We start from the raw sequence: 21,962 nt of genomic DNA, 5'->3' as shown, positions 1-21,962 counted from the left end.
TACACTATTATAGGAGACTGGTTATGAATACAACGATAAAAGAAGCAAAACAGTATATTGGCCAAGAAGTTACAATCGGTGCTTGGTTAACGAATAAACGTTCAAGTGGTAAGATTGCTTTCTTACAATTAAGAGATGGCACAGGATTTATCCAGGGTGTTGTTGCTAAAGCTGAAGTAGATGAAGAGATATTCCAAAAAGCAAAAGAAATTACACAAGAGTCATCATTATATGTGACAGGTGTAATTAGCGAAGATAATCGTTCTGATATCGGTTACGAAATGCAAGTTAAATCAATAGAAGTAATATCTGAAGCACATGATTATCCAATTACGCCTAAAAATCATGGTACAGAATTTTTAATGGATCATCGTCATCTATGGTTACGTTCAAAAAAACAACATGCGGTTATGAAAATCAGAAATGAAATTATTCGTGCCACATACGAATTCTTTAATGATAACGGATTTACAAAAATTGATCCGCCTATCTTAACAGCAAGTGCACCAGAAGGTACAAGTGAATTATTCCATACAAAATACTTTGACCAAGATGCTTTCTTATCTCAAAGTGGCCAACTATATATGGAAGCCGCTGCAATGGCACACGGAAGAGTATTCTCATTTGGTCCTACATTCCGTGCAGAAAAATCTAAAACACGTCGTCACTTAATTGAATTCTGGATGATAGAACCAGAAATGGCATTTTGTGAACACGCACAAAGTTTAGAAGTACAAGAACAATATGTCACTCATGTTGTTAAATCAGTATTGAATCATTGCAAATTAGAACTAAAAGCGCTAGACAGAGATACATCTAAATTAGAAAAAGTAACAACACCATTCCCACGTATAACTTACGCTGATGCTGTTATTTTCTTAAAAGAACAAGGTTTTGATGATATAGAGTGGGGTGAAGATTTCGGTGCACCACACGAAACAGCGATTGCTAATCACTATGATTTACCGGTGTTCATCACGAATTATCCAACTAAAATCAAACCATTCTATATGCAGCCTAATCCAGAAAATGAGGACACTGTTTTATGTGCAGACTTAATTGCACCAGAAGGTTATGGTGAAATTATAGGTGGTTCTGAACGTATTAATGATCTTGAATTACTTAAAGAACGACTAAGTCAATTCGAATTAGATGCTGAAAGTTATAGTTATTATTTAGATTTACGTCGTTATGGTAGTGTGCCACATAGTGGCTTTGGCTTAGGTTTAGAAAGAACTGTAGCTTGGTTATCAGGCGTTGAACACGTTCGTGAAACAGCACCATTCCCACGCTTATTAAACCGTTTATACCCATAATTTATTTTAGAATATGTGTCAAAAACGTCCAGTCTAGTTATCAATGGCTGGACGTTTTTATAACATGAATATAGAACAGGAGGTATCTATCTTTGAATAGTGAACAACTTAAAATACGGCCCGTCATTATTAGACGTGAACTGTTAGATCATTATAACCAACTTGGGATAAATGAAGCTGAATTGGTTATATTAATTAAGCTATTACATGCCTCTGAATCTTCAAACAAACAACCTTCTATTGAATCCTTGCAGCAAGGGACGACATTCGGCTCTAGAGAAGTCACAACTATCATCCAAAGTTTAATACAACATGATTTACTTGAATTAAAGGTTGAGAAAGATGAAGAAGGTAAATTTACTGAATATATGAACCTCAACCAATTCTATGTGAAATTAAGTGAGATAATGGAACAAGTAAATATTAAAGTAGAAGAAGAGAATACGGAAGTTGAATTTAATGTTTTATTTCAACAAATTGAACAAGCCTTTGGTAGACCGTTATCTCCGTTTGAAATCGAAACGTTAAACCAATGGTTAGATATTGATAAACATGAATTAAGTGTCATTCAAGCTGCTCTAGATGAAGCGACGAGCCAGAATAAGTTAAGTTTTAAATATATCGATCGTATTTTATTAAATTGGAAAAAAAATAATGTAAAAACAATTGAAGATTCTAAAAAAATTAGTCGCCAATTCAATCAACCTAAAATGAAGCATACAATTAAAAAAGTGCCTAAATTCGACTGGCTGAACGGGGAGAATCCAAATGATAAGTAATAAAAAAGCATTAGAAATGGTTGATGTCATAGCAAATATGTTTCCAAATGCTGAATGTGAGCTCAAACATGACAATCCTTTCGAATTAACGATTGCTGTGTTATTATCAGCTCAAACGACGGATGTTTCTGTTAATAAATTAACAAAAGATTTATTTCAAAAATACAAAACACCTGAAGATTACTTAAATGTAGATATTTCTGAATTAGAAAATGATTTGCGTACCATTGGTCTATATAGAAACAAAGCGAAAAATATTCAAAAATTATGTCGTTCTTTGTTGGATCAATTTGATGGTGAAATTCCACATACGCATGCTGAATTAGAAAGTTTGGCTGGCGTAGGTAGAAAAACCGCTAATGTAGTTATGAGTGTTGCTTTTGGCGAACCATCTTTAGCAGTTGATACACACGTTGAAAGAATATCTAAACGTTTAGGCATTTGTAGATGGAAAGATAACGTGAGACAAGTTGAAGATAAGTTATGCCACGTTGTACCAAGAGAGCGCTGGAATAAAACACATCACCAACTTATATTCTTTGGTCGTTATCACTGTCTTGCTAGAAGTCCAAAGTGTGATGTTTGTCCGTTATTTAATGATTGTAGAGAAGGTCAAAAACGCTATAAAGCCAATTTGAAAGAGGCGTAATTTTATGATTACAAAAGAAGACTTTACTGAATTAGAAGCTCAAATTGATCAATATGCGAAATCAAAGCAATTGAAATCATCAGAAGCTAAATTAAAATTAGATGACTATTTTGCTTTAATCGAACAATATTTTAAACAGATTAATCATATCCAAACTATAAATTTTTCAGATTTAGATGCATACCCTGTAGTGCCAATGAATTTTGAAGAACGTTATCATTATATGATTGCTAGAAAATATCATTTTATGGGCTACAGTCAAATGAAAACTTTAAAATCTGAACTTATAAAAATGAATGCTTCTTATCAAATTAGAAGCAAAAACCGAAAATTATAGTTACTTTGTTCATATTGCTCGATTTGTAGATAATTTAAGGCATAAGGCACTCTATTTTAAAACTATGTTATAGTCATTTTAAAATGAGGTGTCTTATTTTTGAATATGAACACACATTTTTCACTAATTTTGTAACGAATGCATACAGCTAGAAAAATAGTATAAATAAGATTCTCTAGACTTCGAGACATACCACAATTCTGCTATGCGCAGCCGAGATCATAAACTTCTAAATATAAAGCGTACGCATCCATATATGATGGATGCGTACGCTTTTTTATAATTGCTATTTGTAATATAAGTACTTATTGCAAATGCAGTTATTTAATTAAGTGATTGCTATCAAAAAATGAATACTTAGTGTTATTTAAAGATATCCTTATTTTCAAAAAAATACCCGGTAGCCAAATGAAATGGCATACCGGGTATGAGTGTAGCTAAATGAATTAACGTGCTGCACTTTGTTGGTTACTTGAGTTGTTTGTATTACTAGTTGAATTATTATTACTTGAATTAGAAGATGATGAACTGTTACTGCTACCACCTTGACCCTGAGGTTTATTACTAGTGGTATTATCATCTGGTTTACCTTTAACAGATAAATCATCTTTTGAGTCTCCAGAAACTGAATCTGGTTTAGAGAAATCTTTGCCATCTTTTGGTGAAATACTTTCCATGACATCTTCTAATAAGTATTGTGGGTATTCTTGTTCTTCATGGCCTATAAATGAGTTTGTACCGCCTTGTTTAACTTCATTGAATCCCATCCATACTGACATACTGTATTTAGGTGTGAAACCATTAATCCAAACATCTTTCGCTGCATCGTCTGGCAGATTATATTGTTGATAAGTTTGTTCACCATAAGTACCTGTACCAGTTTTGGCTGCTAGATTAACGCCAGATACACCATGACCGTATGCAGAACCATATGCTTCAAATGTACCTTTAAGTACTTCTGCTAACATATATGATGTTGAGTCTTTCATAGCTTTTTTACTAGTATGATCGTATTCAACCGTTTCGCCATCTTGTTTGACAACTTTTTTAATAGAGTGGGCATTGTTATATTCACCACCATTAGCAATTGCAGCAAATGCAGAAGCTAATTGAGTAGGAGAGAATTCAGATGCTGAACCACCTAATACTTCAGATGGACCAATGTCTCCTTCATAATCTAACCCAACTTTTTTAGCAAAATCTTTTGGTGCATCGTTTCCGGCATTTTCTTTAGTTGATTGCCATGCTTTAAGTGCTGGAATATTAAAACTTTCACGTAATGCATCATAAAGTTTTACCGTACCGTGGCTCTTAGTATCATAGTTTCTAAATGTTACACCATCTACTTGATAAGATTCTTCATCTTGAATCGCATGGTTCGTTGCCCATGACATATTTTCAATTGCAGGACCATACGCTAAGAATGGTTTCAGTGAAGAACCAGTAGGGTGGGCATCAGTTGCTAAGTTTCTATCTACAATATCTTTATAATTTCTACCACCAGATATTGCGACAAGGCCACCATTTTCACTATCTACAATAGAAGAACCAACTTGTTGGTCTTCATTTTTATAATAGCTACCATTATTCACTCGATCTTGTAATGTTTGTTGAACATCTTTGTCCATATTCGTATAAATCTTAACGCCGCTATTTAATACAGAACCTAAATCTTCATCTTTAAATTCTTTATTATTCATAAGTTCAGATTTCACAAAGTTTACATATGAATCGTATGCCTCGTTTGAATTATCTTCACTTACTTCGCGATCTTCAGATGAACGTTGGACCAGATTGTCTTGTAAAGAAGTATTTTGTGCTTCTTCTTTTTGTTTCTTAGTAATTCTATTATGATATTCCATTAAATAAAGTACTGTATCTTTACGAGACTCAGCTTCTTTAGGATGATCATAAATGTTATAAGTATTTGGTACTTGTGGTAAACCAGCAAGATAAGCAGATTCCGCTAAATTCAAGTCTTTCAAATCTTTATTGAAATAATATTTAGCAGCAGCTTTCACGCCGTATACACCATCAGAGTAGTAAATTTTATTTAAGTACATCTCAAAAATTTCATCTTTACTATACTCTTGTTCTAATCTGTAGGACAAGTAAGCTTCTTGAGCTTTACGTGCAATTGATTTTTGATCTGTTAAGAATGAACGTTTAACTACTTGTTGTGTTAATGTTGATGCACCTTGTGAACCAAAGCCACCAGTGACGTTCTTAGCTACAGCACCAAAGAGACGTTTGTAATCAAGTGCTCCATGATCATAGAATCGATTATCCTCAGTAGCTAAAACAGCTTCTTTCATTGTCTTAGGTACTTCGTCTAAATCGACATGCTCTCGTCGTTGCCCATTATCGATTGTTTTAACTAAATCGCCATCTTTATCATAAATCTTAGCTGGCACGGGATCTTTTAATTTTGCTTCATTAAATGCAGGAGATTTCCAAGCATAATATGCAAACAACAAGATTCCTATTAAAGCTAGAACGATAAAGGCTATAATTAGAAACCCAAATATCTTAATAATCGTTCGTTTTATATTCCTATTCTTTTTTTGCTCGGACTTTCCATTCTTATTATTAGATTGAGAAGTCCTCTTTTTCTCCGTCATACGCGGTCCTCACTTTCATCTAATATCAACTTATCAACTGTTTTGAGATAATTCAATCGTGGTTGATACTGATAAGGAATATAGTAACCATTTTTTCTTATTTCTTCAACCGTTACCGACTTTTTAATCTCTTGAATGTGTCTCTCCCAAAACTTTTTGAAATTTGCATATGGGAGCAAATACACTTCATCGAGCGATTTAAAGCGAATTAATAAAAATACAATCCCTTGTTGTTGATAACATGCTTCCATATGTCGAACTTGATGTTCATGCATATTATTTAAAGGGAATGATGTTTTATTTTTTGTTTCTTTTGCTTCAAAATCTAAATAACGACCATGATAAATACCATTATAGTCTGTTGTCGACGGCGTTCTAAAATAAGCCTCATTTATTACTGCCTTACTTCTCATAGGATAATGAACATTCACTATCTGTATCGGGGTAGGCTTCTTATGTATTACAGCAATACCTCGATTTAAATAATAATCATTCGACAGTTCGATATCTTTTTCAAGTGACATACCTCTGCCACCATAATCAATTTTACTCGTTTGTCCCTTATGAGTTCGTCCGACCTGAGACTTATTTCTATTAAATGGCTTTCCATTTGGATAATTCATTTATTTTCACCACTTTAGTTTGGTCATCCAAAACCTGTTTCATTATACATGACTTTAGCAAATTTTTCCAAACTATGAAATATGAACCAATGTATTTATAAATACATCACATACATTTTAACGTGCTTTGCTCAATTAAACAATATTTGAAACAAAATAAAATAGTTAATCATATAAATGTTAAACGACACTTTAAAAATGACGAAGTAGGTCATTTATGGTAAATTTGTGAAGTAGGGGGAATCCTCATGCAACAACTATTAATGCAATTATTAAATGATGTTTTGAAAATGGTAGAAAAATACGAGACTGCCAAATCAACTGGCGAAGATTACGATTTTTATGTTGAGGTTGTACCATTCACAAATGATATTGATCAACAACTTAAAAAGCTAGTTACATATGAGCAACAAGTAATTCAATTACAATATATGAATAAACAAAAATTCGATTTACTTATTTCAAATATTGAATCTTTATCTGTTGAATGTCACTTTAAACGTACGAGCAGAAAATTATTTAATGAAAAAGTAAAGGCTGTTCAATATGATTTAAGCTACATACAAAGAAATGAGCAATTTTTATGATTAAAACTGTATATGTTACTGGATATAAGTCGTTTGAACTTAATATTTTTAAAGATGATGCACCTGAAGTTTCCTATTTAAAAAAATTTATTGAACATAAATTAAAACAGTTGATTGAAGAAGGCTTAGAATGGGTATTGATACAAGGACAGATGGGTATAGAGCTATGGACAGCAGAGGTCGTGTTAGCGTTGAAAGCAACCTATCCAGATTTAAAATTAGGAATTATCACACCGTTTTATGGTCATATTGATAGATGGAACGAACAAAATCAAGCAAAATATAATCATATTGCGCATCATGCTGATTTTGTTGATAGCGTATTCCATTCTTCATATGAAGGGCCTCATCAATTTAAACAAACCGATCAATTTATGTTAGCACATTCTGATACAACGCTTTTGATTTATGATGAGGAACAAGAAGCTAGTCCAAAGTTCTTTAAGCAGATGTTAGTTGATTTTATGGAAAAAACAAATTATACTTGTGATATTGTGACGTTCGATGAGTTAACTGAATTCATCAACGACTTGCAGTGGTCTCAAGAGCAAAGTTTCGAATGAGGTGGAGAAAAATGTCAGAAGTTTCATTAAAATTATCAGCAAAAGATATTTATGAAAAAGATTTTGAAAAAACTATGACGCGTGGTTATAGAAGGGAAGAAGTAGATGCTTTCTTAGACGACATCATAGCTGATTATCAAAAAATGGCAGATTTAGATAATGAAGTAGTTAAACTTTCAGAAGAAAACAACAAATTAAAAAAAGAACTTGAAGAGTTAAGATTACGTGTAGCAACATCGAGACCACAAGAAAATAAAAACTTCTCTTCAAACAACAATGCTACAACTAAGAATAATAGTAGTAACAACAATGTTGATATATTAAAAAGAATATCCAACCTAGAAAAAGCTGTTTTCGGTAAATAATCAACTATTATCACATAGAGAATATGATGATGACCGTAGATATAGCAGCATCTACATAAAGATAAGTTTTGAATTCGTTCAAAACTTATCTTATTTTTTATTTGTTTAGGCTATAAAATAATGATATACTTCTAAAGATGGTGTTTCGGGTAATCGCTATAGCGATATAGAGGAAAGTCCATGCTCACACAATCTGAGATGATTGTAGTGTTCGTGCTTGATGAAACAATAAGTCAAGGCATTAAGTTGACGGCAACGAAATAACCTAAGTCCTTAGATAAGGTTAGATTAGTTTGAAAGTGCCACAGTGACGGAGCTTTTGCAGAAATGCAAAAGGTGGAACGCGGTAAACCCCTCGAGTGAGCAATCCAAATTAGGTAGGAGCACTTATTTAACGGAATTCAACGTATATATAAGACATACTTTTAAAAGTATGTAGACAGATGGTTACCACCTGCGTACGAGTGTTTCTAGTACACGTTAGCAGTACAATGGTACAAAACATGGCTTACAGAAATATCATCACTAGACCCAAGCTCTCCCAAATCGGAGAGCTTTTTTCATTGCTATAATCTATTAAAAACCTACGTTCCATACACATCTTTAGGCAATGTCATATCTATTTAAAATAACTTTTGATAAAATAAAAGCAAATCATTATAAAGAAGGAGCAAAACAATGTATCAATTACTAGCAGTATGCCCAATGGGATTAGAAGCAGTTGTAGCTAAGGAAATTCAGGAATTAGGTTACGACACAACTGTTGAAAATGGTAGAATCTTTTTTGAAGGCGACGAAACTGCCATTGTTAAATGTAATTTATGGTTACGCACAGCAGATAGAATCAAAATTGTTGTTGGCCAATTTAAAGCCACAACCTTTGATGAATTATTTGAAAAAACAAAGGCACTACCTTGGGAAACGCTCATTGAACAAGATGGTAATTTCCCAGTACAAGGTCGAAGTGTTAAATCTACATTATTTAGTGTACCTGATTGCCAAGCCATCGTGAAAAAAGCAATCGTTGAGCGTTTGAGACGTGCATATCAAGCAAGTGGCTGGTTAAATGAAACGGGCGCTAAATATCCAATTGAAGTAGCCATTTTAAAAGATAATGCACTTTTAACTATAGATACTTCTGGTTCAGGTTTAAATAAACGTGGTTATCGTTTAGCGCAAGGTGAAGCTCCTATCAAAGAAACACTTGCTGCTAGCCTTATCCGTTTAGCGAACTGGACAGGTGACACACCTTTAGTGGATCCATTTTGTGGTTCTGGTACGATAGCAATTGAAGCATGTTTAATCGCTCAAAATATTGCGCCTGGATTTAACCGTGATTTCGTTTCTGAGAATTGGGATATTATGCCAGATCGTTTATATGATGAAATGAGAGATGAAGCTGATCAACAAGCGAATTATGACCGTAAATTAGAAATTTATGCATCTGATATCGATCCTGAAATGATAGAAATAGCACGAAGGAATGCTGAAGAAGTTGGATTAGCCGACATCATTCAGTTTAGTGTTAAAGATGTTAATACACTTACCATTGATGAAGATAAACCTATGGCTTTAATAGGCAATCCACCTTATGGTGAACGTATCGGGGATAGAGATAAAGTAGAAGAAATGTACCGATACATCGGAGAACTTATGCAACAACATTCACAACTATCTACATATATTCTTACAAGTAGTACAGAATTCGAATTTTTAGTAAATAAAAAAGCGACTAAACGTAGAAAACTATTTAATGGTTATATTGAATGTACATATTACCAATATTGGGGAGACAAAAAGCCTCGTTCTTAGTTTTTAGTGCAATTAGTATTTTGGAAAGCGGTGACTCAATTGAATACAGAATTTAAAAAAGGCTTTTTCTTTGCGTTCGGAGCATATATTCTTTGGGGTATACTCCCTATATATTGGGAATTAATTAGTGATATTGGTGCATTTGAAATATTAGCATTTAGAATTGTATTATCGATGGTGTTTATGTTATTCATCTTAATCATAACGAAAAATACGGCTCCATTTAAACGGGATATTAAACAACTTTTTACAAATCCTATCCAACTTATTGCTATCATTGCAGCGGGTTATGTTATTACAATAAATTGGGGTACTTTTATATGGGCCGTTACAAATGGACATGTACTTCAGTCAAGTTTAGGTTATTATATCAATCCACTGGTCAGTATTTTGTTGGCGCTTATATTTTTAAAAGAACGTTTTAATAAGCTTGAATGGATAGCCATAGGCCTAGCGGTTATCGGAGTACTCTATATGACGTTGAAAATGGGCGTCTTCCCAGGCATTTCATTGTTACTTGCAGGTTCTTTTGGTGTCTATGGATTAATTAAAAAAATAGTCCCTATCGATGCAATAAGTAGCATTACAATTGAATGTATTGTTACTGCTCCCGCTGGATTCATTTATTTATGGTATATTTGGCAAAATGGTGGTTTATCTTTTGGGATGAATAGTTCTTCATTTTGGTTAATCTTCTCAGGTGCGGTTACAGCTGTACCACTTATTTTGTTCTCGGCAGGTGCAAGACGTATTCCTTTATCTTTAACTGGTTTTATTCAGTACATAGGACCAACTTTAATGTTTATACTAGGAATATTTTTATTCAAAGAACCATTTGATATTGATCAATTAATCACATTTGTATTTATATGGATTGGTATTATTATATATAGTATTTCTCAATATTTTAAAATTAAGAAAGATAAAAATCCGATCATTCATTAGCCTTACTAAAAGTCTCTGTTCGTCGTTGCGAATAAGAGGCTTTTTTAATACCTTAAAATCTAAGCGTATACAATCGAATTCATTGATTACGTTTAAGTAGTTAGAAATAGGATAACTATAATATTGTGAGTACTATGAAGTGTCATTAAACAGAAAATGTGAACTTTCAAGCATTTATAATTATAATATAAACGAACCTAAAAATATCTTATAAACAATATGGACAACATATCTCGTATTACAATAAAAGAAATGGAGTGATTAAATGACTAAAGTATTAATATTGGGAGCTAATGGTGCTGTTTCTAAAGCGGCGATCAATTCATTTTTAGAAAACACTTCCTATACTTTGCGCTTATTTTTAAGAGATGCAAATCGATTACCTGATTACGCTTCTGATCGTATACGCGTTAGAGAAGGTGACGCAACAAATTTTGAAGATGTAAATCGTGCTATGGAAGACGTTGATATCGTTTTAGCTTCGTTATCTGGTGAATTAGATAAAGAAGCACAGACCATTGTAGATGCAATGAATGTAAATAATGTCAAAAGACTTATTTTCGTTACTTCCATTGGTATATATAATGAAGTACCAGGGAATTTCGGATTATGGGTACAAGATCAAATTAGTGATTATTTAGTAATTTATAGGAAAGCAGCCGATATCATTGAACAATCTGATTTAGATTACACTATTTTTAGACCTGCCTGGTTAACACATACGAACGAAATCGATTATGAAATCACCAAAAAAGATGAACCTTTTAAAGGGACAGAAGTTTCTAGAAAGAGTGTGGCAGCCATTGCAGTACAAATTGCTAAAGATCCAGCCCTTTATTCAAGAGATAATATAGGGATTAATAAACCCAATACTGATTTTGACAAACCTAGATGGAAGTAGAATAAGTCAATTTTAAAATAATTATGATTCAAGCTAAAGCACATGCATAATTACTAATAACTTAATAAATTGATAAAAAAGACTGAGACATAAATTAATGTTTCAGTTTTTTTATGTTTAAACCATCCTTAGCGCATGATTATAATTTTAAATATTAACTTATTGAAGTCGTAGCATTTTCACTGCTACTTCAACATCTTTAAATTCACTAATTTGTCGAATTCCATGCAAGTCCAGATTTATTGCAACGACAGAGCGCATGAATACACATAATTTTATATCTAGCGTTTTCAAGGTGGAATAATACACTTGTAGTCATGGTTTTTTGGAGTATTATAATTATTGTATTGTACAATATTTTTTTATTTCAAAAAAATCGAAAGGATTTTTATTCTATGTTAAAAATATTTTTGCTGTTTGTCTCCCTAATTTTAACGTCAGTTATTTTCGCTCCTGCTACTTATGCCACAAGTCCGTTATTAAATTTTAATGAGTCTCATTCTACTGTGATGACACAAACTACTAAAATAAATGATACATTACTAAATGCGAATCAGCCTTCCCAAAATAAAGATACTTCAACACTTATTAATTACCCCGATGTCAATCAATATATAATTCAAAATAATATAAATCACTCAAACGTGATAAAGGACAGTAGAATGAATACACTTCCTAAATTGCCATATAAATATGGTACTTATAAAGGTGTTGTCATTCATGAAGTAGGCGAAGATAATCGAACGCTACAACAATGGGTTGATCGGATGTATGACACATATAAAATTGCCTTTGTACATGCATTTGTAGATAACAAAGAAATTCATCCGTGGCTTGCTGCATATATGTTAAAACAAAATGGTTTGACCCCTAGCTTTGCAGATAAGAATAAGTGGATAGGTACAATCATTAGTCATAATGCAGTAAGACAGTATTGGGGAGGTACGACACATGTTGATCCTATCGCTTATTATGGGAAATGGGGATATGATATGCAACAATTTTTCGAACTAGTGACCTATCATTATAATCATATGTAAGTTATGCCTAGTCATTCATTTGCACTAAATTATTTCATAATAAAATACAGTGGATAATTAAGATACTTAAAAAAGGTGTTATTTATAGTTCAACAAAATAGCCTTTTCTTATATAGCTATGATATCCAATGTTAAAAGCAGGGTGCATAAACAAATGCCCCCTGTTGTTTTGAGATGTAAAGTGAATATATTTAAAATATGGTGTAGTTAGCATGACAATAAATAATTTTGTAATGCCATAAATTGAATATGGTGCATAAAAATATAGACTGTCACTTTAAGTAATTATTTATTCAATGACTAATGCTAATTAACTTCAAAAAAGTTCTAAGTTGTTTGATAAAATTTGCAATGAAACAATTTAATTTCAAATACTTACTTTAGACATGCAATCATTTGTTATACAATAAGGATTAATTACATATAAGTAATAAAGGGGATACGAAAGATGTCTAATACTGAGCAACTCGATATTTTATATAAATTAAAAAAAGAAGTAGAAAAATCTAAAAACGATAGACTGGTTCACATTATCAATCAGGTTATTAAAAAGATGTTTTTAGAACAATATACAGCGACATTTGTTGGTCACTTCTCGGCTGGTAAATCCACATTAATCAATTTGTTATTAGAAGAAAGTATTTTACCAAGCTCACCTGTACCAACTACTAGTAATACCGCAATTGTATCTGTTGCTGAACAACCTGGTATCATTGCTAATTTAAGCCATCAACAATACACAATCTTAAATAACTACGATGAAGTGAAACAAATGAATCGCGAGAATTTCGATGTAGAATCTGTTGAAATTAAATTTCCATCAACTAAGTTTAATAAAGGCTTCACATTACAAGATACACCTGGGGTAGATTCAAATGTTGCAACGCACCAATCTAGCACTGAAGAATTTATGTATACAAGTAATATATTATTTTATACTGTAGATTATAATCACGTACAATCATCATTAAACTTTCAGTTTATGAAACAACTTAATCAAGCAGGTGTACCAGTCGTATTTGTGATAAATCAGATAGATAAGCATAATGAAGAAGAAATTAGTTTCGAAACATTTAAGCGTCGTGTAGATAAATCCATCAATGAGTGGGAAATCGACCTAGATCAAACATTTTACGTTTCAAAATATGAACATGAGCATAATGAAATCACGTCACTTTCTAATTATTTAATAGAGAAAGATACGCATCGTGAATCTATAGCTGCTTATGTAGAACGCATTGTTAAATTTATTACTAACGAACAATTATCTTATGTACAATATGAAATTCAGGATTTACTAGATAAGTTAGATATTAATGAAGCGGATTTTGATCAAGCTTATCTTAATTTCAAACAACATCAAGTAGTTAGTGAAGAAGCCAAACTGCTAAACAATCCTGAAGAATTATATGATTTTTTAAAGCAAAAGAGAAAAGCAATCATCGATAATGCTTATATCATGACGCATGACACAAGAGAAAAAATCAGAATATACTTAGAAAGTCGCACAAAAGATTTTAGTGTTGGCGGATTATTTAATAAAAAGAAAAAGACAGAAGAAGAACAACAACGACGATTAACTACAGTCTTAGAACACTTACAAGATAAAGTTAATCAAGAAATACGACAACCATTAAGAGAAGATATGTCATTTTTAACGAGATTCATCAATTCATCTGATATAAATGATGAGATTTTAAATCAACATTACACTATCCCTTCATCATTGATTAACGATTTATATCAAATGCAAATAACGATTAGTAATCAATATGTATTAACTTTCTGCGACGATTTGATGAAAGCACTTAAACAACATATTGCTAAAGCATCAGATCCATTATTTAAAAAAGCTATAAGCCATGCGCAAGCTAATGATATTGGTACAGAACAAGCAGATGATTACAATGATTATGAGAAGTTTATAGAAATGCGTAGCTTAAGAGAGTCATTAGAAACACAAAACTATATGCATTACTATATTCACATGGACGATTCTCTTGATAAATTGATAGATAGAAAAGAAATTACTTTCACACCGAAAAACAACAAAACTAATCTAAAGAAACAAACAAAATCTGATGTAAGTAAACAGCAGAAGCATTCCAATAATACTCAAAATATTAAAAATGCCTTGAATACCATAAAAGATGTACCATTATTCGAACAAACAAAATCAGATATAGAAGAAACGCTTAAGAGATTAGATAAGAAAATAATAAAAATTGGTGTTTTTGGCACATTTAGTGCAGGTAAAAGTAGTTTAATCAATGCACTCTTAGGAGATGCATACTTAGTGAGTTCGCCCAACCCAACGACAGCTGCAATGACCGAATTAACTTATGGTCATGAAAGCCAAATCACATTAAAATCCTCTAAACAATTATTAGAAGAATTAAATCATGTGTTTGAAGTAGAAAATAAAACATTTAAAACAATTGAAGATTTTCTATCTAAAAACACGAATAAATTGAAAGCAACATTAGAGAAAAATAAGTTAGCTTTTGTGAACGCTGTTGAAAAGCATTACGATATGTACCAAGACATGCTCAAAGATGGGCAAACACATACGATTGCACAAGATGAAATTAAAAAGTGGAGTGCAGAGGATGAATATGCAACGTTTGTTAATACAGTTCATCTAAATATACCTTTAGAATGGTTGAAAGATAAAATTATAGTAGATTCATTAGGTTTACATTCAAATAATCAGCGTCATACGAATGAGACAGAAAAAGTACTAACTTCTTCCGATTTAATACTCTATGTTAGTTATTTTAATCATTCATTTACGGAAAATGATAAACGTTTTATTGAACATATGAAAGAAATGAATCAATTGAACGAAAATCAGGCCTTTAAAATGATTGTCAATGCTACTGATTTAGCAGAAACGGAAGAGGATTTAAATGCTGTTATTGAGTATGTCGGTGATGCTTTAAGTCAAGTCAATATGGATTCAGATATTTTTGCAGTATCAAGTAGAGAAGCACTGAAATCAGGCAATGAGGGTATCAAACGCCTTCAAGACAGTATTCAGCACTTTACTCAAATCGAATCCAAAGATATCTTACAGCAACAAATGTTAAATCAATTAAAAAATATTTCTGAAGCTTATGAGCAAATGATTGAAGAATTTAACAATAATAAAAAACAAATTGAACAAAGAAAACAAAAGCTACAAGAATATAAAAATTCTTCAATTTTCAACAATAATATATTACAAATTGCTGAACAACGCACATCAAATGAAGTAGAAGATCAACTATACCATTTAAATGAACGATTAAAACTACAATTACAAGACGAGGTTAAATCTATTTACAATGGACAAATGACAAAAAATAGTAATTTTAATGATGAAAAACGTCAATCAACCAAAATTTACTTAGATCAGATTCACCAACGTCTATATTTAGAACAGTCCCTTTTAGTAGAACGTATCAAGAAGTATTTTCATGAACAAGTATATGCAGAGATTGCACCATTAAAACAAAAGCTTGAACAAGTACATTTATTTATACAACCTGAGTTTAGTCAAGAAATGATTGAACTTGATGACCCTTATTTAAAAATTGATTTAGAAACCATGCTCAATGCTTTACCAAAAGGTTTAACTAAGAAAACGATTTTGCAACCTAAATCTCAAAGTGCGATTCAAGAACAAATCACACACGAAACCATAGCACTTTTAGCACCTTGTATTGCAAATTTAAGACAAGCAATGAGCGACATTGTCTCTACAATGGATTACAATGCTGAAACTAAATTCAAAACATTAGAAAAAGAAGCGCATCATCAAATTCAAGAACTATTAGCATTTGAAATGGACGACGCTCTTATTAAACAATTACAAGAAACAAACGAAAAATTAAAAGCATTATTGTAAAAATAGAAAGAGGACACAATATGACCAAAAAAATATTACTAATAGACGGCATGGCTTTATTATTTCGCCACTTCTTTGCAACAAGTTTGCATAAACAATTTATGAGAAATTCATCAGGTATACCTACAAATGGTGTTCAAGGATTTGTTCGCCATGTGTTTACCGCTATCAATGAAATACAGCCTTCTCATGTCGCAGTGTGCTGGGATATGGGTAAATCAACATTTAGAAATGATATGTTTGATGGATATAAACAAAATAGACCTGCACCACCAGAAGAATTGATTCCACAATTTGACTATGTCAAAGAAGTTTCTAATCAATTTGGATTTGTAAATATTGGCGTTCAAAATTATGAAGCTGATGATGTTATCGGTACACTTGCACAACAATATTCTGATCAAAATCAAGTTTATGTCGTAACAGGTGATAAAGATATTTTGCAATGTATTAATCCTAATGTAGAAATATGGCTAACTAAAAAAGGCTTTAATATTTATAACCGTTATACTTTAGATCGTTTTCAAAGTGAATACGGGTTGAATCCTTTACAATTAATCGATGTCAAAGCATTTATGGGAGACACAGCTGATGGTTATCCAGGTGTGAAAGGGATTGGTGAAAAAACAGCAATTAAACTCATTCAAAATCACGGGTCTGTAGAATCTGTTTTAAATGCATTAGATCAATTAACACCAGGTCAAAGAACTAAAATCGAAGCTAATATCGATAACCTTAAATTGTCAAAAACATTAGCAGAAATTCATACCAAAGTGCCTCTAAATACAGTCGATTTGCTGGATAAGATGCAATTTGGAACAGAACTTACTAAAATTCTTAATATATGTAAAGAACATGAGTTGTATGTTTCTGGTAAATATCTATCCACACATTTCAGTTAAATTCATAATTTAACTATCATAACAATGTGAATAATGTAGTAGGCAAGACACAGGAAAAGATTTTGATAGAAAATGTTTTTTTGCACCAAATGATTAAAGCTGGCTAATTTAAAAATTTACAAACCTAACTCATTTTTTGAATCGACAAATAAGATGATAAAGTGCAAGATTATACAGTTATTTCTTTATTTAAAAACGAGACTGAGGCAACTATTAATGTCTCAGTCTCGTTTTTCGATTCATAACCGCTTCTTTGTAGTAGCTTTAGATAGCGTTATGATTTTTTGTTATGTTTGGTTATTTGATATAAACTTTGTTTTGCATGATGATTCGCTTCTTTATTTTGGTTTCTCGGTACCCAACGAACAAAGAGTAATTCAAATTTTTGTTCTAATTTTATAATTTCATTATAGTAAGATTTGAATTTTTCATTTTTTACATTCCCTCTATTAAAACTATCTTCGATAAGTTTAGAATCCGTATATACAAGGCCAGTTGTTATATTATGTGCTATAGCACATTCCAACGCGAACTGAAACGATGCCCATTCAGCACTATGGTTATCCATTTGACCCAATGATTTCGTGTAATGAAATCGTTCTTCTTCTGTGATAATGACAACTGCACTGGCACTTTCACCAGGGTTGCCAGCTGTAGCAGCATCAAAATATATTTTCGCCATTCATATCATCCTTATAACTATATTTACATTTATACTACCAAACAAATGGTACTTGTTCTATATAAGTGAAACGATACTAATCGGATATTTAGACATTTTGACGTAAGGTGATGTATAATAAATAACATACTATAAAGGTCGGAATTAAAGGAGGCTGTTATATTGAAAAATATGTTCATCATACATGGTTACCAAGCTAGCACCGAAAGTCATTGGTTTGAATGGTTAGCAACACAGATGAAATCCTATGATTATCATACTGAAATCGTGTATTTACCAAATACTAATGACCCCGATTTAGATGCTTGGGACAGCGCAATTCAACATAGTTTAAATCATAAACTCGATAAAGATTCTATCATTGTTGCTCATAGCCTGGGTGTGGTTACCGTTTTAAATTATTTATCAAAAGTAGAGGTATTTAGTAATATAAAAGGGCTGTTTTTAATTTCAGGTTTCAATGAACCTTTACACAATCTCCCTGAATTGAATCAATTTATCAATCAAACACAAGTACAATTTGAAAATATTAATGCGCAACATATCATGACCATAGGTGGAGATAATGACCCAATTGTCGACATAAATGCAACAAACCGATTATCTCAACAATTAAATACAGAAACAGTCGAACTGCATCATAATGGACACTTCCAAGATTGCGATGGTTATCTTACTTTTGATTTTCTTAAAAATCAAATCACTGCTAGTTTAAATAATAAAAACTCTGAAATTGGCATTTAACCAATTTCAGAGTTTTTAATAACCTTCATCTAATTTACTAATTTTTCCTTTACGATACATGGATTTCGCCCAGTAACCAAATGGTACATTAAATATCGTTGAGATTACTTTCAATAGATACGTAGTAATAAAAATTTCAAATACTGCTGCATTTGGCATTGAACCATAAAATGCAATGGTTACAAATAAAGCAGTGTCGATTATGTTACTTATGATCGTACTACCATATGCTCTAATGATAAATGTTTTATCTGAGCTAAACACTTTTTTTATTAACGAGAAGAGTAGTACATCTAAATGTTGTCCGATTATATAGGCAACCACTGATCCCAATGCAATTCTTGGCACAAGATTAAATATTGATTCCAACGCACCTTGCGAAGTATCAATAGATGATGGTGTAAAATGCAGCGACATTTGCATTACGATAATCATAACAAGTGTCGAACTAAAGCCAATCCAGACTGCACGCTTTGCAACTTTTCTACCATAAATATCATTTAAAATATCTGTGGCAAGATATATAGAAGCAAACATTACATTACCTAATGTTGCTGAAATAGTAAATATGTCGATTGTTTTAAGAACTTGGATATTAGCAAGTACAGTTCCAATTGCAATCCATGCGATTAATCCCTGTTTCCCAAACAAGCGATACATAGCTACTAATAATAAAAAGGTAACTAAAAATGTTAGTACACCAAATATTTCGTTAAACAATTTAAATTCCTCCTAAATTTTGATAATGCGGGAGTTTAGAAACCGCAAAATAAACAACTAAGTAATTTTATCAGAAAAAATTAAAAATACAAGTGTGTTTATTCATATCGTACATAAAAAGTTGAATATCTATTTTCATAAATTTAAAGATTAAACAATCCTAGTTACAAATGATATAATGTCTTCAAGTGTCAAAACATTATAAAATGAATCAATCGATAGAAATATGATATTTTAAGTAATATAGGAGCGTGACAAACATTCTTACTTATTCTGAAAAAGAAGCTATGGCTTCAATAGATGATTTAATGAACACTTATTGCAAATCATGTTTACTCAAACATCATATAAGAAAGTCAGAAGGTAAAACACAAGCACATCATTTTTGTATAAATGAATGTTCAATCGGCAAAGAAATTAAACAATTAGGAAATGAGTTACAATAATTAGGAGGCATTTTATTATGGATATTTTAGAAGTATCACAAACACCAAACCCAAATACAATGAAAATCGTTTTACAATTATCAGGTGAAGATTACAAACCGAATACCTTTACTGCAGTAAAAGATAATCAACCTGAGTTTATTAACGATATTTTACAAATCGAAGGAATAAAATCTATTTTCCAAGCAATGAATTTTATCTCCGTAGATAAAAAGGCGGACTATGAGTGGGAAACACTATTACCTGAAGTAACTAAAACCTTAGAAGAAATATAAAAAGGAGTTTTCTGAATGGAAATTGTACGTGTCGAACCAACGCCCAGTCCCAACACAATGAAAATTGTTTTGAATGAGAAAAGAAAAGATAATAAGTCAAATACGTATACAACTATTCTTGATAATCAGCCCAAGTTTATCAATGATGTATTAGCAGTTGATGGTGTGAAATCTATATTTTACGTTATGGATTTTTTAGCTGTAGATAAAAAGCCCAAATATGATTGGGAAGTTTTATTACCTAAAGTAACAGCAACATTAAGCGACGAATCTGAATCTATTGTTACACCAGCACCAGATGAACACTTTGGCGAAGTTAGGGCAGAAGTACTTGAGTTCAAAGGGATCCCATACCAGGTTAAACTTACTTCTAGTACTGAAGAAAAACGTAAGCAATTACCTGAAGTGTATATTGATAGTATGCTTGCAGCTCAAAAAGATGATGACAATATCGTTTTCCAACGTAAATGGGAAGACTTAGGTATACGTTATGGTGAATTAGATGATATTATGTCTGAAGTCACTGAAGAAATCCTAGCACTTTATCCTGAAAAAGATTTAAACCATCTTGTAGAAAATGCTTTAAATACAGATGTCGTTATTCCTGAAAAAAAATACCAACATGTGACGCTTGAGACTTATCAAGCAACTGATGATTGGAAAGAACGCTTAAGAATGTTAAAAGCTTTCCCAACACCAACAGAAAGAGATTTCCCATTATTAGGTGATGCTGTTAGTGAAGAAGAGAAAACACCATTAAGACGTGAAGCGATCGTGTTGCTTGGTATGATAGAAGATAAAGCAGTATTACCTTATTTATTTAAAGGATTACATGATAAAAGTCCAGCAGTCAGAAGAACAGCTGGTGATTGTTTAAGCGATTTAGGATTCAAACAAGCTTTGCCTGAAATGGAAAAAGCATTAGATGATCCCCATAAAATAGTAAGATGGCGAGCTGCTATGTTTATATTTGATGAAGGCGGTCCTGAACAACTTGATGCACTTCGCACACATGAAAATGACCCTGCATATGAAGTTAAACTTCAAATAGAAATGGCAATAGCAAGAATTGAAAATGGTGATGAAGCATTAGGTTCTGTGTGGAAACAAATTGCTAATAGAAATAAATCGTAATAATTTGATGATATGAATTTATAAAGGAGTGTTTTAAATGAATGCATATGAAGCATACATGAATGAACTTGCAACTCAAATGCGTAGTGAATTAACTGGACGTGATTTCAAAAGTTTAGAAACCGCAGATGAAGTATCTAACTTTATGACAAATGTGGGTAGTGACGATACAACATTTGTTGTTATTAATTCAACATGTGGTTGTGCAGCTGGTTTAGCAAGACCAGCGGCTGTTACAGTTGTAGAACAAAATGATAAAAAACCTACAAATAAAGTAACAGTATTCGCAGGTCAAGATAAAGAAGCTACTGCAACAATGCGTGATTATATCCAACAGGTTCCATCTAGTCCATCCTATGCGCTTTTCAAAGGACAAGAATTGAAACATTTTATACCTCGTGAACACATTGAAGGTAGAGATATTCAAGATATTTGTATGGACATTAAAGACGCATTTGACGATTACTGCTAAATGGTTCGTATGGTTATATAAATATCGCTTTTAAATCGTATTGAATAACATAGCGTAAAAATTCATTAAATGGTCATTATGCCAACTTACTGTGTCTAAACAAGCCAATAAGATATAGTAAGTTGGCATTTATTCCATAAAAATAAGTACTAACGCGTAT

The 21,962-nt window shown here is 32.1% G+C and carries 22 protein-coding genes and 1 other RNA gene; 19 read left to right on the top strand and 4 right to left on the bottom strand.

Annotation, left to right across the window (positions count from 1 at the left end):
• The first annotated feature begins 23 nt into the window (after positions 1-23).
• From asnS to KA893_RS00505, 4 genes are all read left to right on the top strand, one after another.
• Positions 24-1,316 (top strand): asparagine--tRNA ligase, encoded by a 1,293-nt coding sequence (gene asnS / locus KA893_RS00520; protein ID WP_002483265.1) that lies wholly within the window; start codon positions 24-26, stop codon positions 1,314-1,316.
• A gap of 92 nt (positions 1,317-1,408) precedes the next feature.
• Positions 1,409-2,095 carry a DnaD domain-containing protein gene (locus KA893_RS00515; protein ID WP_002483266.1) on the top strand — a complete coding sequence of 229 codons (687 nt, stop codon included), beginning with the start codon at positions 1,409-1,411 and terminating at the stop codon, positions 2,093-2,095.
• A complete protein-coding gene (nth, locus tag KA893_RS00510; protein WP_011303081.1) occupies positions 2,085-2,744 on the top strand; it encodes an endonuclease III in 660 nt (219 codons plus the stop codon). The genes KA893_RS00515 and nth overlap by 11 nt, the downstream gene beginning before the upstream one ends.
• Positions 2,745-2,748: 4 nt before the next feature.
• On the top strand, positions 2,749-3,081 hold the full coding sequence (locus KA893_RS00505) for a YpoC family protein (RefSeq protein WP_002483268.1): 333 nt from the start codon (positions 2,749-2,751) through the stop codon (positions 3,079-3,081).
• Between the two features lie 446 nt (positions 3,082-3,527).
• Here KA893_RS00505 and KA893_RS00500 read toward each other — a convergent pair whose 3' ends face one another.
• Together KA893_RS00500 and recU are read right to left on the bottom strand one after the other, a co-directional pair.
• Positions 3,528-5,702 (bottom strand): transglycosylase domain-containing protein, encoded by a 2,175-nt coding sequence (locus tag KA893_RS00500; protein WP_041080668.1) that lies wholly within the window; start codon positions 5,700-5,702, stop codon positions 3,528-3,530.
• On the bottom strand, positions 5,699-6,325 hold the full coding sequence (recU, locus tag KA893_RS00495; RefSeq protein ID WP_002483270.1) for a Holliday junction resolvase RecU: 627 nt from the start codon (positions 6,323-6,325) through the stop codon (positions 5,699-5,701). Before recU ends, KA893_RS00500 begins: the two co-directional genes overlap by 4 nt.
• Before the next feature lie 248 nt (positions 6,326-6,573).
• Here recU and KA893_RS00490 point away from each other — a divergent pair, with 248 nt between their 5' ends.
• The 10 genes from KA893_RS00490 to KA893_RS00445 all read left to right on the top strand — a co-directional run bounded on the left by KA893_RS00490 (position 6,574) and on the right by KA893_RS00445 (position 17,329).
• Positions 6,574-6,912, top strand: coding sequence for a DUF1798 family protein (locus KA893_RS00490; protein WP_002483271.1), 339 nt, complete (start codon positions 6,574-6,576; stop codon positions 6,910-6,912).
• On the top strand, positions 6,909-7,475 hold the full coding sequence (locus tag KA893_RS00485; protein ID WP_002483272.1) for an SLOG family protein: 567 nt from the start codon (positions 6,909-6,911) through the stop codon (positions 7,473-7,475). Before KA893_RS00490 ends, KA893_RS00485 begins: the two co-directional genes overlap by 4 nt.
• 11 nt (positions 7,476-7,486) lie before the next feature.
• Positions 7,487-7,840, top strand: a complete 354-nt coding sequence (gene gpsB, locus KA893_RS00480) for a cell division regulator GpsB (RefSeq protein WP_002483273.1) — start codon at positions 7,487-7,489, stop codon at positions 7,838-7,840.
• A gap of 141 nt (positions 7,841-7,981) precedes the next feature.
• An RNA gene (rnpB, locus tag KA893_RS00475) (RNase P RNA component class B) lies at positions 7,982-8,356 on the top strand.
• Between the two features lie 162 nt (positions 8,357-8,518).
• A complete protein-coding gene (locus KA893_RS00470; RefSeq protein WP_011303086.1) occupies positions 8,519-9,652 on the top strand; it encodes a THUMP domain-containing class I SAM-dependent RNA methyltransferase in 1,134 nt (377 codons plus the stop codon).
• A 39-nt stretch (positions 9,653-9,691) separates the two neighbouring features.
• Entirely contained in the window at positions 9,692-10,597 is a 906-nt protein-coding gene (gene rarD / locus KA893_RS00465; protein ID WP_048787387.1) for an EamA family transporter RarD, read from the top strand.
• A gap of 265 nt (positions 10,598-10,862) precedes the next feature.
• Positions 10,863-11,498, top strand: a complete 636-nt coding sequence (locus KA893_RS00460) for an SDR family oxidoreductase (protein ID WP_041080669.1) — start codon at positions 10,863-10,865, stop codon at positions 11,496-11,498.
• A gap of 395 nt (positions 11,499-11,893) precedes the next feature.
• A complete protein-coding gene (locus tag KA893_RS00455) occupies positions 11,894-12,538 on the top strand; it encodes a peptidoglycan recognition protein family protein (RefSeq protein ID WP_037538424.1) in 645 nt (214 codons plus the stop codon).
• Positions 12,539-12,986: 448 nt separating this feature from the next.
• Positions 12,987-16,427, top strand: coding sequence for a dynamin family protein (locus KA893_RS00450; protein WP_210125520.1), 3,441 nt, complete (start codon positions 12,987-12,989; stop codon positions 16,425-16,427).
• A 20-nt stretch (positions 16,428-16,447) separates the two neighbouring features.
• On the top strand, positions 16,448-17,329 hold the full coding sequence (locus tag KA893_RS00445; RefSeq protein ID WP_011303091.1) for a 5'-3' exonuclease: 882 nt from the start codon (positions 16,448-16,450) through the stop codon (positions 17,327-17,329).
• A gap of 274 nt (positions 17,330-17,603) precedes the next feature.
• Here the strand turns inward: KA893_RS00445 and KA893_RS00440 are convergent, their stop codons facing one another.
• Entirely contained in the window at positions 17,604-18,011 is a 408-nt protein-coding gene (locus KA893_RS00440; protein WP_002483280.1) for a ribonuclease HI family protein, read from the bottom strand.
• A 162-nt stretch (positions 18,012-18,173) separates the two neighbouring features.
• Between KA893_RS00440 and KA893_RS00435 the strand changes: the two genes are divergently transcribed.
• Complete coding sequence (locus KA893_RS00435; RefSeq protein WP_037538426.1) at positions 18,174-18,755, top strand: RBBP9/YdeN family alpha/beta hydrolase; 582 nt, start codon at positions 18,174-18,176, stop codon at positions 18,753-18,755.
• A 15-nt stretch (positions 18,756-18,770) separates the two neighbouring features.
• Here the strand turns inward: KA893_RS00435 and KA893_RS00430 are convergent, their stop codons facing one another.
• Positions 18,771-19,475, bottom strand: a complete 705-nt coding sequence (locus KA893_RS00430; protein ID WP_002483282.1) for a queuosine precursor transporter — start codon at positions 19,473-19,475, stop codon at positions 18,771-18,773.
• A 251-nt stretch (positions 19,476-19,726) separates the two neighbouring features.
• On the opposite strand from KA893_RS00430, the gene KA893_RS00425 reads away from it, so the two are divergent.
• Genes KA893_RS00425 through brxA form a run of 4 tightly spaced genes read left to right on the top strand, consistent with a single transcriptional unit; the run spans position 19,727 to position 21,802 of the window.
• Positions 19,727-19,921 (top strand): zinc-finger domain-containing protein, encoded by a 195-nt coding sequence (locus tag KA893_RS00425; RefSeq protein ID WP_011303093.1) that lies wholly within the window; start codon positions 19,727-19,729, stop codon positions 19,919-19,921.
• Positions 19,922-19,938: 17 nt separating this feature from the next.
• Positions 19,939-20,196, top strand: coding sequence for a NifU N-terminal domain-containing protein (locus KA893_RS00420; RefSeq protein ID WP_002483283.1), 258 nt, complete (start codon positions 19,939-19,941; stop codon positions 20,194-20,196).
• Positions 20,197-20,211: 15 nt separating this feature from the next.
• Positions 20,212-21,330 (top strand): conserved virulence factor C family protein, encoded by a 1,119-nt coding sequence (locus KA893_RS00415; protein WP_002483284.1) that lies wholly within the window; start codon positions 20,212-20,214, stop codon positions 21,328-21,330.
• 37 nt (positions 21,331-21,367) lie between these two features.
• Complete coding sequence (gene brxA, locus KA893_RS00410) at positions 21,368-21,802, top strand: bacilliredoxin BrxA (RefSeq protein WP_002483285.1); 435 nt, start codon at positions 21,368-21,370, stop codon at positions 21,800-21,802.
• Positions 21,803-21,962 lie beyond the last annotated feature (160 nt).

The sequence above is a fragment of the Staphylococcus sp. GDY8P126P genome (assembly GCF_017891965.1).
GTDB lineage: Bacteria > Bacillota > Bacilli > Staphylococcales > Staphylococcaceae > Staphylococcus > Staphylococcus saprophyticus.
The sequence above is the reverse complement of the archived record's forward strand: the minus strand, read 5'-3'. Positions and strand labels throughout refer to the sequence as shown.